The sequence below is a fragment of the Exiguobacterium sp. 8A genome (assembly GCF_902506275.1).
Classification (GTDB): Bacteria; Bacillota; Bacilli; order Exiguobacteriales; family Exiguobacteriaceae; genus Exiguobacterium; species Exiguobacterium profundum.
The window spans coordinates 2796685-2812912 of record NZ_LR733630.1 but is presented as its reverse complement, the minus strand read 5'-3'; the positions used below and the strand labels follow the sequence as shown (position 1 = coordinate 2812912).

14 protein-coding genes are annotated in these 16228 nt (G+C 49.0%); 8 read left to right on the top strand and 6 right to left on the bottom strand.

Translation table 11 applies throughout. The features are described 5' to 3' along the window. Positions 1 to 109 precede the first annotated feature (109 nt). From GVY42_RS14750 to GVY42_RS14730, 5 genes are all read right to left on the bottom strand, one after another. Positions 110 to 1168 (bottom strand): LacI family DNA-binding transcriptional regulator, encoded by a 1059-nt coding sequence (locus tag GVY42_RS14750; RefSeq protein ID WP_015880986.1) that lies wholly within the window; start codon positions 1166 to 1168, stop codon positions 110 to 112. Positions 1169 to 1223: 55 nt separating this feature from the next. After that, positions 1224 to 2726, bottom strand: coding sequence for an alpha-amylase family glycosyl hydrolase (locus GVY42_RS14745; protein ID WP_159561898.1), 1503 nt, complete (start codon positions 2724 to 2726; stop codon positions 1224 to 1226). Between the two features lie 23 nt (positions 2727 to 2749). Further along, positions 2750 to 3583, bottom strand: a complete 834-nt coding sequence (locus GVY42_RS14740; RefSeq protein WP_074037639.1) for a sugar ABC transporter permease — start codon at positions 3581 to 3583, stop codon at positions 2750 to 2752. A 1-nt stretch (position 3584) separates the two neighbouring features. Next, entirely contained in the window at positions 3585 to 4937 is a 1353-nt protein-coding gene (locus tag GVY42_RS14735) for a sugar ABC transporter permease (RefSeq protein ID WP_015880983.1), read from the bottom strand. Positions 4938 to 5042: 105 nt separating this feature from the next. Beyond that, a complete protein-coding gene (locus GVY42_RS14730) occupies positions 5043 to 6308 on the bottom strand; it encodes an extracellular solute-binding protein (RefSeq protein WP_074037640.1) in 1266 nt (421 codons plus the stop codon). A 370-nt stretch (positions 6309 to 6678) separates the two neighbouring features. On the opposite strand from GVY42_RS14730, the gene GVY42_RS14725 reads away from it, so the two are divergent. Together GVY42_RS14725 and GVY42_RS14720 are read left to right on the top strand one after the other, a co-directional pair. Then, positions 6679 to 8463, top strand: a complete 1785-nt coding sequence (locus GVY42_RS14725) for a glycoside hydrolase family 13 protein (RefSeq protein WP_159561897.1) — start codon at positions 6679 to 6681, stop codon at positions 8461 to 8463. A 159-nt stretch (positions 8464 to 8622) separates the two neighbouring features. Beyond that, a complete protein-coding gene (locus GVY42_RS14720) occupies positions 8623 to 9981 on the top strand; it encodes an MATE family efflux transporter (RefSeq protein WP_159561896.1) in 1359 nt (452 codons plus the stop codon). 23 nt (positions 9982 to 10004) lie between these two features. Here GVY42_RS14720 and GVY42_RS14715 read toward each other — a convergent pair whose 3' ends face one another. Continuing rightward, positions 10005 to 10739 carry an enoyl-CoA hydratase/isomerase family protein gene (locus tag GVY42_RS14715; RefSeq protein ID WP_074037644.1) on the bottom strand — a complete coding sequence of 245 codons (735 nt, stop codon included), beginning with the start codon at positions 10737 to 10739 and terminating at the stop codon, positions 10005 to 10007. Between the two features lie 150 nt (positions 10740 to 10889). On the opposite strand from GVY42_RS14715, the gene ybaK reads away from it, so the two are divergent. The 6 genes from ybaK (at position 10890) to GVY42_RS14685 (ending at position 16131) form a co-directional block, all read left to right on the top strand. Then, the gene (gene ybaK / locus GVY42_RS14710) at positions 10890 to 11354 is read left to right on the top strand and encodes a Cys-tRNA(Pro) deacylase (RefSeq protein WP_159561895.1); all 465 of its coding nucleotides are present in this window, start codon (positions 10890 to 10892) and stop codon (positions 11352 to 11354) included. Positions 11355 to 11373: 19 nt separating this feature from the next. Further along, complete coding sequence (gene pssA / locus GVY42_RS14705) at positions 11374 to 12072, top strand: CDP-diacylglycerol--serine O-phosphatidyltransferase (RefSeq protein WP_031421233.1); 699 nt, start codon at positions 11374 to 11376, stop codon at positions 12070 to 12072. Positions 12073 to 12160: 88 nt separating this feature from the next. After that, positions 12161 to 12910, top strand: a complete 750-nt coding sequence (locus GVY42_RS14700) for a carotenoid biosynthesis protein (RefSeq protein WP_074037647.1) — start codon at positions 12161 to 12163, stop codon at positions 12908 to 12910. Beyond that, positions 12876 to 13574 carry a lysophospholipid acyltransferase family protein gene (locus tag GVY42_RS14695; RefSeq protein ID WP_159561894.1) on the top strand — a complete coding sequence of 233 codons (699 nt, stop codon included), beginning with the start codon at positions 12876 to 12878 and terminating at the stop codon, positions 13572 to 13574. The genes GVY42_RS14700 and GVY42_RS14695 overlap by 35 nt, the downstream gene beginning before the upstream one ends. Further along, entirely contained in the window at positions 13571 to 14638 is a 1068-nt protein-coding gene (locus GVY42_RS14690; RefSeq protein WP_159561893.1) for a glycosyltransferase family 2 protein, read from the top strand. The genes GVY42_RS14695 and GVY42_RS14690 overlap by 4 nt, the downstream gene beginning before the upstream one ends. Positions 14639 to 14664: 26 nt before the next feature. Beyond that, positions 14665 to 16131: an NAD(P)/FAD-dependent oxidoreductase gene (locus tag GVY42_RS14685; protein ID WP_159561892.1), complete on the top strand. Its 1467-nt coding sequence runs from the start codon at positions 14665 to 14667 to the stop codon at positions 16129 to 16131. Positions 16132 to 16228: the final 97 nt, after the last annotated feature.

Genomic DNA, 16228 nt, shown 5'->3' with positions numbered 1-16228 from the left:
CCATCCTTTCGATTTCGATTCCTTCGTGAAACTTGTTCCCTACTTCATGAAGCTTCAATCAAAAGGATATGCAAAAGACGACTCCGCTTCTGCGAAATCGCCTGATAAATCAAGAATTCGATTCTAATGTTTCGGTCGCCTTACTCTTCTTCTGCCCACATGATTGGCGGACGACCAGATAATGTGGCACGATGACACGCTTCCCATAAGGGGGAGCATTATCACTGATTTGTTCGATCAAGCAGTTCGTCGCCTCGAAACCGAGACCGAAGATGTTAATTTCGACCGAAGTGAGTGGCGGGTTCGAGTGCTCCGCGATATAAACGTTATTGAAACTGACGACCGCGACGTCCTCTGGGATTTTGAGCCCCATCTCGCTTAATGTGCTGATGACGCCGAGTGCCATCATATCGTCACTGACGACGACGGCTGTCGGTGGTTCCTCGTTTTGCAACAACTCACGGACGGCCTTCGCGCCACCTTTTGTCATGAATTCGGCCCGGGCGATGTAATCTTCGCATACCGGAATGCCTGCTTCCATGAGGGCTGTCGCGTACCCGTTCCGACGATCTTGTGTGACGGCGAGTTTATCCGATCCCCCGATGAAGGCGATGCGACGATGACCTAAGTTATAAAGGTGTTTCGTCACTTCGCGACCAGCCAAATAGTTGTCCGTATCGACGTAAGTGATGGAAGAAGCGTCCCCGAACGGCTTCCCGACCACGACGAACGGAAACTTCGTTTGACGTAAGTATTGGACGACTTGGTCGTCTTCACGTGAATAAAGAACGATGACACCGTCGACACGGCGTCCTTGAACCATCTCGATCACACCGGACAAAACTTCTTCTTCTGTCACGCCGGTCGTCATATAAAGCGAGTATCCATTCTGGTGCGCCTTCGTGCTAATTCCTCGTAGCACTTCCGGGAAGAACGGGTTTTGAAGTGTCTTTGTTGCCGCGCTCGGCATGACGAGACCAATCGACTGCGTCGAGCGGTTAGCGAGACTTCTCGCATGAATGTTCGGATGATACCCGAGTTCTTCCATGGAACTTCTGACCCGTTCTTTTGTCTTTTGACTGATTCTTGGGCTGTTGGCGATGACGCGAGAGACTGTCGACGGCGCGACGTTCGCGTGCTTCGCTACATCTTTGATTGTAATTTGCATGGTGTTCCCCCCTGCTTCCGTGAGTTCGATTCGTGCCTTGCGGCGTTTCATGTCTTTATTTGCGGCGCTTCCACATGACCAAACCAGTCAAGAAAATCGGAATCGTAACGACGAGCAAGCCCATCATCCACGGATTGACCGAAGATTCCTCAACGATGTAAGCGTTCGCACTTTCACCAGATAGTTCAATTGTAAACGTTCCGCGCTGATCTGTGACCAGTTGTGAGAATAAAAGACCACGAAGTCTCATATCTTCCCCGATTTCACTGACATCGATCTCAATCTCTCGATTGTCACGATTCATGTTGATTGCATAGAGCGCAACGTCATCTCCGTCTTTCCGTTCGAAGACAGCCATCCCATCTTCCGAGGCGATCATGCGTTGCTCTCCTGTCGCAAAGACCGGATACTCTTCCCGCATGCGGTTCATGGTCGCGACGTATTCATGCAACTCCTCATTTCCCGGGAATTCCGTCATGACACGGTTCGCCGGGTCGGCTCCACCGGTCTGCGCATTTTCTGTCCCTTGGAAGACGATCGGCATACCAGGTGACGCATAAAGCGCGAACAAACCGAGGCGTAAGCGTCGTTCCGCCGATTCCACACCACCGAGTTCCGCCATATGCATGAAGCGTTCGACATCGTGATTATCGAGGAACGTCGCCATCTGGTTCGGGTCGTTGAAGAACGTTTCGGCATAGCTTGCGGCAACGTCAATCTCGTCGACGTTCGCTTGCTGTTGCGTCATCGTTTTCGACACACGGTCATAAAATGTAAAGTTTGTGATGCTGTTGAACCCGAGATCGTCATATTGCGCGACGTATTGCGGATCTGGGTCGAACACTTCGGCGAGTAAGTAAAAGTCTGGGTCGACCGACCGCACACCTTCGACAAAGTCTTTCCAGAATGCTTTATCGACGTGACGAACCGTATCGAGGCGATAGCCGTCGATGTCCGTCTCTTCGATCCAGTACTTCGCCGCATCAATCAAATACGATTTGACTTCCGGATCCTCTGTTTTGAAGTCAGGTAAGTCGAACAACCAGTGCGTCTCGACTTGCTCCTGGTCTTTCCAAAATACAATCGGTAACTGTTCATGGAACCATTCCGGCTTTTCTTTAACCCACGGGTGGTTCGGACCGACATGGTTGACGACGAAGTCGAGAATGACTTTCATATCTCGCTTGTGCGCTTCCTGAACGAGTTCCTGTAAATCCTCTTTCGTTCCAAACTGTGGATCGATGTTATAGAAATCTTTAATCCAATACCCGTGATAGCCGTCCGGCATATTCTCAAAAACGGGCGTCAGCCAAATCGATGTGAAGCCGAGTGATTCGATATAATCGAGCTTCTCAATGATTCCACGGATATCACCACCGTGAAATGCTTTCGGATCATCTTTGTCCACCTGTTCATTGTTGTCCGGATTTCCGTCAACAAATCGGTCGACCATAATAAAATACATGCGTTCTTGTTCCCAAGTAGCGGCTTCCTTTGCTCCGACGACGGTCGGAAACAAAAGAAGCGACAGGAGCACGAGCACGACGCCTCGCCTCATATCGCTTCCTCCTTTTACGAGTATTATCCTTTCGTACCACCCGCTGTGAGGCCAGAAACGAAGTAGCGTTGGAACATGAAGAACAAGATGACGATTGGAAGGGCTGATAGAACTGCACCTGCCGCAAATAACGTGAAGTTATTATCGAACTGTTTCGAAATCATGTTGTAAAGACCAACTGCCAATGTTTGTTTCTCTGGTGAACGAAGGACGAGCGATGCCAAGATAAAGTCGTTGAATGGTCCCATGAAGTTAAAGAGAGCAATCGTTGCGACAATCGGCTTCGCGAGCGGCAAGATGATTTGCCAAAAGATTCGGAGGTGACCAGCACCATCCATGCGGGCTGCTTCGTCAAGTTCTTTCGGAATCGTGTCGAAGTACCCTTTCGCCAAGTACGTGTTCATCGGAATCGCACCACCCGCATAGAGCAAGATGAGCGCTGTATGTGTGTCAAGAAGATTGAGCATGTTGAGCAACACATAAATCGCGATGATCGCAACGAACTGTGGCACCATTTGAAGGACGAGGAACAAGACGAGCGAGTTCTTCCGTCCGACGAAGCGGTAACGTGAGAAGACGTATCCAGTAATCGTCACCAAGACGACTGAGAGTGCCATCGTGATGAAAGCGATTTTCAACGTGTTCACATACCATAAACTATAATCCGAAATCGTTAGGTCAAACAAGTTTTTGTAGTGAATGAACGTAGGATTTGCTGGAATAATCGTTGACGTAATCGTACGCCCCGGGTTGAACGATGTGCCGACAACCCAAAGCATCGGATAGAGAATGATGATCGACGCAAGCGTCAAGATGACATACGAGATCGCCAAATTGATTCGTTTTTGTTTTTTCATATCAGATCATATCCTCGTCTTTGAAAGATTTTGTCCGACGGAACTGGATCACGGCAAGCGTCATGATGAAGAATGACAAGATGAGTGTGATCGCAGCCGCAAGTCCGTATTGCGGGTTGGCACCGAGAGACAATTTGTAAATCCAAGAAATCAAGATGTCGGTACCGCCGGCCGTTTGTCCAGGTACAGCAGGGCCACCGCCATTAAAGAGATAGATGATGTTGAAGTTGTTGAAGTTGAACGTGAACTGCGTGATCAAGATCGGTGCAGTTGCGAACAAGAGCATCGGCAATGTGATCAAGCGGAACTTATCAAAGATCGTCGCTCCGTCAATTGTCGCCGCTTCATACAAGTCACCAGGAATCGACTGAAGCACACCCGTCATGAGCGTCATGATGAACGGGAAGCCGAGCCACCATTGAATGAGAACGAGTGCCGTACGTGTCGCCGTCGGATCGGTCATCCAGTTGACTGGGTCAAGACCGAGCGCCGGTAAGATTGTCGTATTGAACACCCCGAACGACTCGTTGAACATCGAGCGGAAGATTAAGATCGTGATGAATGCTGGGACCGCCCATGAAAGAATCAAGATTGAACGGAACAAACGACGGAAGCGAAGTCCTTCTTGGTTCAAGAGCACCGCAAGGAAGATTCCGATCGCGATGACACCTGTCGTTGAAGCGACCGTCCAGACAAGCGTCCAGCCGAGTACTCCGACGAATGTGTCACGGAAGATATCAATTTCAAAGATACGCGTGAAGTTCTCGAATCCGACCCATTCGACGAGTTTCGCTGGTGGTGCGTTGTTATAGCGATAGTTCGTGAAGGCGATCAAGAACGTGAAGATCAATGGAAGAATAACTGTAAACACTAACAAAATGAGTGATGGGATTAACATTAAGTATGGGAATCCATGGTCACGCAAGTTGCGAAGTTGCATTTGGAACGATGGAAGGTTTAGATGCTGATCACGAGCGCGACCGACACGATAGGCGTCACGAATGTTCCAAACATAGAACGCGATTCCGAAGAAAAGTAAAATTAACGCGACAATCCCCTCGACCATCAAGAAGATGGAGTGGTCGTTACGAGGTCCTGGCACTTCACCAAGCGTGATCAATCCCCAAAGTCCTCCACGGTCACCTGGTCCGGCGCCCGCCCCTTTGAAAAATAGATCATAGTTTACGGCAAAATAAGATACGACGACGATAAAGAACGCTACCGCCTTCGCGTATTGTTTGTTGTATAACTGTCCGAGTCCCGGAATGATGGAAAGTAGTCCCGCGTTCCGAGCATGGTTTGTAGGCTTGTCCGGGCGTTGGTCCGGTGATTTAGGGTTCGCAATTGCAGCCATCCTCAGTTTCTCCTTTCGATTTGAGCAAATCAATCAAGCAAACGTTTGCTCAATGCTAGAAAATGATGGGGAACGCCATGTGGCGTACCCCGTCATCTCAATTCCTTATTGGTTGTTCGCTTGGATTTGTTGTTCGATGACTTTCACTGCATCATCTGCAGATTTTTGTGCATCTTGTTTACCAGTTGCTACAAGCTGAAGCGCTTGAGCCATTGGCTCCCAAACTTGTCCCATTTCAGGAATGTTCGGCATTGGGATTGCGTTTGTTGCTTGGTCGAATACCGCTTTCGCAACTTCGTTCGACGTGATTGTCTCGTTCGACTCGAGTGCTGCTACTGGTGGGATCTCGTTGTATGCTTCAAACATTGCCAATGCGTTTTCTTCATTCGTCAACTCTTGAAGGAACATTTCAGCCCACTCTTGGTTTTCTGTGTAAGCTGAAAGGGCATATGTTTTCACACCCATGAACGTCTTGATTGGCTCACCGTTCGGAAGTGTTGGCATTGGAGCCGCTCCGAGGTTCACGCCTGCATCTGTGTAACCAGCTACAGCCCATGGTCCGTTCATGACTGAGTGAGCTTTCTTCTCAGTGAAGAGTTGGTCCATCGCTTGGCCGCCAGACTCTCCGATCAATCCTTTAGGGAAGAGGCCTTCTTCGTACCATTTACCGATGTATTCGAATCCTTCAACTGCGCCTTCGTTGTTCAAACCGATATCCGCTGGGTCGAGTGCGCCACCGTCTTCTTTGAACACGTATCCGCCGAATCCAGCGACAACACCGTGTGCGAAGTAGAAGTTATCCCAAAGTGCAAGGAATCCGTACTCGCCGTCAGCTTTTACATCGTTTGACAACTTGTAAAGGTCGTCCATAGATGCTGGAGCTTCAGCCATCAAGTCTTTGTTATACATGAGAACTGGTGTCTCAACTGATTTTGGATATCCGTAAGCTTGTCCATCGAACATGACAGCTGATTTCGCAGCGTCTGTGAACGCGTCAAGCGATCCTTCGTCAGCGATTGGAGCCAAATGACCTTGGTCTGCGATTGTACCAATCTGGTCGTGTGGTACGAGCACGATGTCTGGACCTTTTCCAGCTGGACCGTCAAGCGCGAGCTTGTCTTTTTGGTCTGTCATCTGTACTTCGACAACTTCAACTTTTACGCCATGCTCTTCTTCGAACGCCTTCGCAACTTCTTTCGTTGTTTCAGACTTTTCGATGTCTTCCCAGATGACGATCTTTTCAGGTTTGTTCTCGCTTGAAGAACCACCTTCGTTAGAAGATCCGTTGTCCGTTCCGCCACCACATGCAGCAAGTGCACCGAATGCGAATACTGCTGTTGAAAGTCCTGCTACCATTTTTTTCATCTTCATGATGAAAAACCTCCCCAAGGAAATAGTATGGTCAGATTTGCGCAATCGCACGACCACGTCAATTTTAAAACTCCGCTACGAAATTGACACGGTAGTGAAAACGTTTGCATCCTCACCTCAATTTTTATTATACAGTTGTGAAAGCGTTTTACAAGTCTTTTTTTACACTTTTTTTACGTCTGTTGACCCATTTATGTAATTTTCAAATGTTTGTTCTCAATTCTTCACTTTTTATGCGTTTCAGCAATTGACAAAATGTAAACGCTTTATTAACCTTTGCTTGAGCAAACGTTTTCGCAACATCTGTTCTCTTTGATTCCCGATGTTGTAAAATGATGTCATCCCCTATAAAGAAAGGAATGTTTTCCTTATGATGAAAGAAGCGATTTATCATCGTGCCATGTCCCCGTTCGTCTACAAATATGATCGCGAGACAATCCACATTCGTTTCCATACGAAGCGAGGCGATATCGAATCGGTCGATTTGATTTGGAACGACCCTTATGATTGGCATGCTGAAGACCCAGCCATGTGGAACTTCGATCCGGATAAGCCGAGCTACTGGCGTACATACGAGACTCCAATGGAGAAAATCGGGTTTGACGACGCCTACGACTATTGGTTCATCTCCATCAAACCGCCGTTCCGACGTCTACGTTACGGCTTCCGTTTGAATGATGGACAAGAGACGGCCGTTTATACCGAAAAAGGATGGTTCGAAGAGAAGCCGCTCGATGATACGGGTTACTACTTCTGTGTCCCATTCATCAACCCAATCGATATCTTCCATGCGCCTTCTTGGGTGAAGGATACGGTCTGGTATCAAATCTTCCCGGACCGTTTCGCAAATGGCGATGCTTCGCTCGATCCTGAAGAGACGCTCCCATGGAACTCGACAGAGCCGACGACGACAAACTTTTTCGGTGGCGACTTCCAAGGAGTGATCGACCATATCGATCATTTAGTCGAACTCGGGATCACCGGCATCTACTTCTGCCCGATCTTTAAAGCGACGACAAACCATAAGTACGATACGCTCGACTACATGGAAATCGATCCACAGTTCGGGACGAAAGAGAAATTTAAAGAGATGGTCGACCTCTTGCACGAGAACGGCATCAAAGTCATGCTCGACGCAGTCTTCAATCATGTCGGATATCATCACCCATGGTTCCAAGACGTCGTCGAAAACGGTCCGTCCTCTGAGTACCGTGATTGGTTCTACCTTCGCGATTTCCCGGTTGTCACAGAACCGAAGCCGAACTATGATACGTTCGCATTTGAAAAGAACATGCCGAAAATCAATACAGAACATCCCGAATTAAAAGCTTACTTATTAGATGTCGCCCGTTACTGGGTCGAAGAATTCGGCATTGACGGATGGCGTCTTGACGTTGCCAACGAAGTCGATCATGCATTCTGGCGTGACTTCCGTAAGACCGTCAAAAATGCGAACCCGGAAGCTTATATTCTCGGAGAGATTTGGCACGATTCACAACCTTGGCTACAAGGCGACCAGTTCGATGCCGTCATGAACTATCCGTTCACGAACGCGAGCTTGAACTATTTCGCACTCGACCGGACGACCGCTTCTGAGTTCCGCAATGAATTGACGCGTGTCGAGATGATGAACACGATGAACGTCAACGAAGTCACGTTCAACTTGATTGATTCGCATGACACCCCCCGCGCGTTGACACGAGCGAAAGGACATAAAGGCAAGTTCAAACTCTTGATGACTTCAATGCTGACTTATACGGGTAGCCCATGTATTTATTACGGGGACGAAATCGGACTCGAAGGCGAACAAGATCCAGGTTGCCGTCGCTGTATGCCGTGGGATGAAGCCGAAGAAGACCGTAATCTCTTCCGCTACATCCAAAAGCTCATCCAGCTTCGTAAGGAACACCCTGCGCTCGCCAATGCCGGCTCATATCGCTTCAACCTGGTCGACGATGCGAACAATGCAGTCATCATCGAGCGGTGTACGAAAGATGAGACATACTTGGTTTACTTCAACAACTCAGACTCTGCTTCGAAACTGAATCCGCTCGGTTATACAGGAGCCGCCACGGACCTCTTGCATGACCGTGACCTCGACTCACTCGAAATCGAACTCGCTCCATTCAGTGCTGCTATTCTGAAATTGAAATAAATTCGAAAATCACCTGATTCCTTCGGGTGATTTTTTTGTTGAAAATAATTTAGCAAACCCCTTTCTTTTTCATTTCATAAGGAGTAAGATGACCTTTGACATTTTTATAAAACAAATAGTTAATAGAAAGAATTATAGAGAAAAGGGAGAATACACTACATGCAGACGAAACAAACGGAACAGCTGACCCTGTTCAAACTGTCGTGGCCGATTTTCATCGAACTTGCCCTCCACATGGGAACCGGGATTATCGCCACATTGATGCTCGCTCACTACTCAGACGCTGCTGCTTCGGCCGTCGGGGTTGCCAACCAAATCTTAAACGTGTTCTTGATTGTCTTTAGTGTGACGTCTGTCGGGGCGACCATTTTGATCGGTCAGGCCATCGGGGCACAGCGCATGAAGAAGAGTCGCGACTTCGCCCGCTCCGCCGTCAGTTTGAACATGTGGCTCGGTGCAATCATGGTCGTCGTCATCTTCTTGTTCGGTGAAACGTTCTTACGCTTGTTCGAGCTATCGGACGAACTGTTTGCGCACGGGCTGTTGTTCCTGCAAATCGTCGGCTTGTCGTTATTCACCGAAGCACTGATCATGGCGCTCAGTTCGATCCTCCGGAGTCACGGTATGACCAAACACGCCATGCTCGCGACGCTTCTGATTGATATCATCACCGCCGTCGGTGCCATCTTTGCCGTTACCGGCTGGTTTGGACTTCCGGTCACAGGTGTTGCCGGCGTCGCCTGGGCCATCGTGATCGCACGATTCGCCGCTATGGTTCTCTTGTTCTGGCTCGTCAAACGGAAGCTCATGATCCGCTTCCCGTTAAAAGAAGTGATTCGTCCGAAGAAAGACGACATCCAGTCACTCCTTCAGATTGGAGTCCCTTCTGCCGGAGAGAATTTATCGTATCAGGCATCCCAAATTATCATCACTGGATTTATTGCGACGATGGGGGAAGCCTCTCTCGCCGCTCGCGTGTACGTGATGAACTTGTCAATGCTTGCCTTCTTGTTCACCGTCGCCGTCGCGCAAGGAACCCAGCTTTTGATTGCACGGGATATTGGGGGGAAACGGTTTAAAGAAGCCTATCATCGTGCCGTCAAGACATTGAAGATTGCCATGTTCGCATCGTTCGTCGCCTCTCTCGGTTTAGCGGTGTTCAGCGAATCGCTACTCGGTCTCTTCACATCAAACCCAGACATCATCGCGGTCGGTGTGCCAATCTTATGGGCGACGCTCATTTTAGAGCCGGGTCGCGCCATGAACATCGTCTTGATGGGGTCATTGAAGTCTGTCGGGGACGTCCGCTTCCCGGTCATGATCGGAATTGCCTCGATGTGGGGCGTCGCCGTGGCGTTCAGCTACTTGTTCGGTCTTCAAATGGGACTCGGCATCCTTGGGATTTGGCTCGCCTTCTCCCTCGATGAGTGGTTCCGCGGATTCTTCGCGTTCCGTCGTTGGAAATACGGGACATGGCAACAAAAAGGCTTCCAGTTCGAAGCAAAATCAACCACGTAAAAAAGCGGCCGCAGCCGCTTTTTTCATTTCATCAAGAATGCCTGCATCGCTTGGCGGTGCACGTCCGTGTCCCCACACTTCCGTTGCCATTTGATTTCTTCATTCAATCCGTCCTCAAATGAAGCGGCTCGCATGAGCGCCTTCATCCCTTGAACAGCGACCGGTGATTTTCTAGCGAGTGTCTCCGCATATGAAGTCAATCGCTCCGTATACATCGCATCTTCCACGAGCTCAGTGACGAGCCCGAATGTACGCGCGGCATCCGAGTCAATCGTACTGCCACTCCAGAGCCAATCTAATGCGAGGTCGTCGCGCATGAGTCGACGTAAGTGATATGGGCCGCCCGCATCCGCGACCAACCCGATTTTAATGAACGCCGAGCTGAACTTCGTCGACTTGGCGACGATTCGAACGTCTGCCGCGAGTGCCAAACTGAGTCCTGCTCCAGCCACGACACCGTGAATCCCTGCGATGAGTGGTTTCTGACATGAGAAAAGCGTACGTACGAGTGGATGATACACGTCTTCTAAATATTCCCCATAGTCCGCATCGCTCTCGATCGTTAAATCTTGTCCGGATGAGAACGCTCGTCCCTCTCCGACAAGAACGATGACACGAACCGCGTCGTCCTGTTCAAATGTGTCGATTGCCGTTTTCATTTCACGAAGCAACGTCTCGTTCAAGGCGTTTAGCTTTTCAGGTCGGTTCAGTTTCAACCACCCTACTCCATTGTGTGTCGTCAATTGAATCGTCTCCATTTTCATTCCCCTTTCAAAATGAATCACTGTTCATTTCTTCGTCATTCCTTCAAACTCCTTCCTTTACTGAAAAGTTTTTTGAAGTTCAATTGCCGGGAAGTTGGTTGATTTGCTATTCTAAAAGGAGTCGGTCACGAAAGGATGAGTCAGATGCAACTGACAAACGCCGCTCGGCAACTGAAACAGAAGAAGATTCCGTTCACCTATCATACGTATGAAGTTGATGACACCGATGTCTCAGCTAAACATGTGGCGATGACATTGAATAAACCGCTCGACGAACTGTATAAAACGATTTGTCTCATGAACGAGAAAAAGCAATATGCCTTCTTTCTCATCTCTGGAGAGCGTGACATCGATTTAAAAGCAGCCGCAAAAGCTTGGGGGGCGAAGAAAGCATCGACCGTCCCGATGAAAGAGCTCGAGACATTGACCGGTTATATTCGAGGAGGAGTCTCTCCGATTGGGGCGAAGAAGCCGTTCCCTGTCTATCTGCACGAAGCAGCTCAAGACAGAGAGACAATCACCATTTCTGCCGGAAAACGCGGCTATCAAATCGAATTAACACCTGAAGATTTACTGCAATTTACAAACGGGCACTGGTTCAGCCAATGACCTTACTGGGGGCAAAATTATGTGGAAAGAACGTATCCGTTCGTGGGTCCCAAACTCCTTTACGTTCGGAAATTTATTTTGTGGTGTCGTCGCCATCGTCTACGCCGCACGTGGTGACTTCTCAAACGCCACACTGTTAATCATCATCGCGATGATGCTCGACAGTTTAGACGGGCGCCTCGCCCGTATGCTCGGGGTCGCTGGCGATTTTGGAAAAGAATTGGACTCACTCGCTGACATCGTAACGTTCGGGGTCGCACCGGCGATGCTCGCTTATTACACCTTCTTTATTGATTACGGCAATTATGGATTGTTTTTTGCGGCACTTTTCCCGCTATTCGGCGCCTATCGTCTGGCTCGCTTCAATTTATCAGCGACAAACGTTGCAGCGAGTTACTTCTCTGGTGTCCCGATCACGGCCGCCGGGGGACTTCTCGCTGTCATCACAACGTTCGGTGACCGCGTCAGTGAACTGTTGACACCGATTTTCTTCACAGGGCTCGCCTTGTTGATGGTCAGCCGTGTTCGTATCCCGAGTTTTAAAGATGTACCATTGCCACGTCACTCGTTCATCATTACCATCAGTCTCGTCTATGTGACGTATATGATGTTCGCACGTTGGAAAGAATGGCCGACATTTTGGTTCATCGCCGTCCCGTTCTATGTCTTATTCATCGCCTTCTCGTTCGTGAAAAGACGAAAACGGATGGCCAATTGAGAGTCTCGTTCAGCGAGGCTCTTTTTTGTACATGCATTTGTTAGACGAAGACTTCAATGAGCTTTAGAATAAAAGAAGAGGTGATGGAATGAAAGTGTATCCGTTTATTTGGAAATGGTTTATTGTTTGGTATTTCATTGGGTTGATTTTAGTTGGATTCGACCTGCTCCCACCTTGGCTCGAGTGGGCAAACCCCGTCTTTTTATGGCTAGCCGGGGCGATTGGTGGAACGATTCTTTATCAAGGAATTCGACAAGGAGCTTGGATTGTTCCGTTTATTTTCTTCGGTTCAATCGCCGTTGAAACACTCGGCGTAAAGACGGGATTCCCGTTCAGCGAATACGTTTATGCTGAAGCGTTCGGTCCGACAGTTTTTGGAGTTCCTGTCACAATCGGTGCGGCATGGCTTGCCGTGATTGGCTCTAGTTTTGCCGTTGCCCGTCTCTTCACATTCCGCCACAATATTTTATGGCTCGTTCCGATTCTCGCCGTATGGCTCGATATGGCAATCGATCCCGTAGCGGCAAACGTGAAAGGCTACTGGGAATGGGCGAATGACGGCTTATACTATGATATCCCGACACAAAACTTTATCGGTTGGTTCGGGTTATCCCTTATTTTCTCATGGTTGTTACAGCGTCACGAACGCGCTGTTGATTCCTTGTTCATCCGGCACGGCGTCTATTTGTTCGTCATGCTTCACGCACTCTTCGGTGTCACGGCTGTCAATGCAGGTCTCTATGGCATCGGGCTCCTCAGCATCCTCACATCCGGAGTGATTCTACTTGAAAGGAGGGGGCGCGATGATCGAGTCACACAAAAAGAAATGGTTCAATAACCTGTTCTCGACGTTCGTGCGGGAACGTCAAATACGTCCCACCTTCCATAACATTTATATCCGAACGGACGACGTTCCGACCCCCGGATTATTTTTAAGTACACATAGCGCGTGGTGGGACGGTCTCATCATGTATATGATCAATGAACATTTTTTACGACACGATATTCATGTGTTGATGGACGAGGATGGACTACGTCGCTTCCCGTTCTTTCGACACCTCGGTGCCTTCTCGGTGAAAAAAGGAAGTCTCTCCGATGTACGGGCCTCACTGGCTTATGCGAATGAATTGCTCGCGTCCGGGAAATCCGTCTGGATGTTCCCTCAAGGACAAGAGATGCCACAGGAACTTCGACCTGTCGAAATCGAGTCTGGCGCAACGTTGTTGCTGAACGACCGCCCCGTCCAATTATGCGCCATGTACTATTCGTTTGAGAACCATGCGGAACCCCTTGTATATGTCCGCTTTCGAACAGTAGTCGTGACATCGATGACACGACGAGCTCAGAAGCAGGAAATCGCGCAAGCACTCGAGGCGCTCTATGACGACGTGCGACAAGACGCCATCATTCGGTCTGATGCCTATGTGCCGCTCTTTCGACCACGTCGTAATCTTGCTGAATGGACAGAAACGATGTTCCAACTTGGGAGGGGACGTTCATGATCTTATGGCTGCTCACCCTCTCGATGTTTATCTTTACCCTAATCAATCTTTCGTTCTTGAGACCGCTCGCCGACCCAGGACGCACACCGGCGACAGCCGTCTGCATCCCGATGCGCAATGAGTCGCGTCACGTTGAACGACTGATTTCGAACTTAAAGCAGGCGATACCGGAAGGGACTCACGTCTATATCTACGAGGACCGCTCTGAAGATGATACATATGAAAAATTGAATCATGCAATTGGGAGCGATACCCGTTTTACCGTCATCCAAGGTGTTCCTTTGCCCCATGACTGGGCCGGAAAAGTTCATGCTTGTCATCAACTAGCATCACGCACGACTGAACCGTATCTTCTCTTTTTAGATGCGGACGTCACGATCGATTCGAGTTTTATCGCCCGCATGCATGCCACGCTCGCTCGAGAGCAGGCCGTCTTTTTATCAGGTTTCCCTCAATTTCCGACGTCAACATTTCTCGGGAAATTGTTGATTCCGATGCAACACGTGCTCATCGCCCAACATCTGCCTTTGTTTTGGCGTAAAGTGAAACACCCCGCATTTGCCGCGGCGAATGGCATGAACGTACTCGTCGAGCGGAACAGCTACGAGGAAGTTGGCGGACATGCTGCTATTCGAACGTCGTTGATTGATGATATCGATTTATGTCGAACGTTCAAACGTCATCAAAAAGTCACGTCACTCGTTCAAGTCTCCCCGTTCATCTCCTGCGACATGTATGAAACGAATGAAGAAGTGTGGACCGGGTTTTCAAAGAACGTATTCAAGGGAATGAATGAATCAGTAGGACTCGCCTTGTACTTCATGACATATTACGGCATCCAGTTGACGGCTATGCTCGCTTGGATCTTTTCACCGAGTTGGCAGACGATTAGCGCAGCGATTTTCGTGCTCCTCGCGCGTCTCGCAGTCGATCTGAAATCAAATGGGTCCGGTACATGGTACCATCCACTCAGTTTAATCGCTTACTTGACCTTACTCGCGAACGCCGTCATTCGTAAATGGAGACGGTTGCCCATCACGTGGAAAGGTCGTCACTATTCCTAAGCAGACGTCTAAAGGGGGACAATTGTATGAAACAAATCGTAGTGATTGGGGCTGGTCTCGGTGGACTCAGCGCCGCCGTCACGCTCGCAGCACGAGGGTATGAAGTCACGGTCATTGAAAAGAATCAACATGTCGGTGGCAAACTCATGCCCATCATCACCGACGGTCACCGGTTCGACTTCGGTCCGAATACAATCACGATGCCGGATGTATTTCGTTCGGTCATTCGAAATAGTGGGGCCAATCCGGATGACTATTTTGAGTTAATCAAGCTCGATCAACATACCGTCAACCACTACACAGACGGGTCATCCTTCACGTTCAGTGCCGATCGGGCAAAACTTGAGGTCGAAGTACGGCGTTTGACCGGTGACCAGTTGAAACACAATCAGATGCGTGCCTATCTAGATGAAGCGGAAAAGCTGTTCGACATTGCGAATAAGCGCTTCTTCACACAAATGGACACAAAGTTGGATCCCGGTCTTTGGGCGGACATGGTCAAAGTGCATCCACTTCAAAGTTTGCACGCCCTTCACAAGAAGTATTTCAAGGACCCACGCATTATTCAGGCGCTCGACCGCTATGCGACGTACATTGGTAGCAGCCCATACGTGACGCCAGGTACGTTCGCCCTTATCGCACATTTGGAATTGAATGAAGGTGTCTATTTTGCGAAAGGTGGAAACTGGAATATCGCAAAAGGGTTCGCCAAACGGGCGAGCGAACTCGGATTGACGTTCCGACTCGGTCATGAAGTGACGAAAATTGATGTGTTGAACGGAAAAGCACATGAGGTCGTCGTCGATGACCAAGAAGTCATCTCGTGTGATGCCGTTCTTCTCAACGGTGAACTCTTGACGCAATACCCGCGACTCGTTGACGCGAAAGACCGCCCATCTTTCCCAGTCCCAACACGCGATACCGTCGAACCTTCGATTTCCGCATTCGTCATGATGGTCGGATTGTCCAAACGATTGAATTTGGCACACCATAACGTCTATTTCTCAGACGACTATGAACGGGAATTTAAAGCACTTTTCCAAGAAGAACGTTATGCAGACGAACCGACAATCTATATTTCGAATTCATCCGCAACCGATCCGTCGATGGGCGAGGCAGGAGACAACCTGTTCATCCTCGTCAATGCTCCGGCACATCTGACCGAAATTGATGCAGATACGTATGAGCATTTGATTCGCAGACGATTACGTATGTTCGGTGTGGATTGGGAAGAAAAAGAGGTGCTCTACCATAAGCGGGTGACCCCACAAGATTTGACTCGCGATTTTTATGCGTATTATGGCGCACTTTATGGCACATCGGCCAACTCGAAAAAAGGGGCATTTTTTAGACCTGCACCGCGATCGACAGATGTATCGAACATCTGGTTCGCTGGCGGTTCGACTCATCCTGGCGGTGGCAGTCCGATGGTGACGCTTTCAGGACAATTCGCTGCACGATCGATGTTAGAGGACATACCTCTGACAATATGAACATTTTGTGAACGCGAGTTTCGACACTTGTCGACAATTGAAAGACGTGATAATATCATATTCGAGTTCAAGCAGTTCTGTAGCGTTTGTTACACCT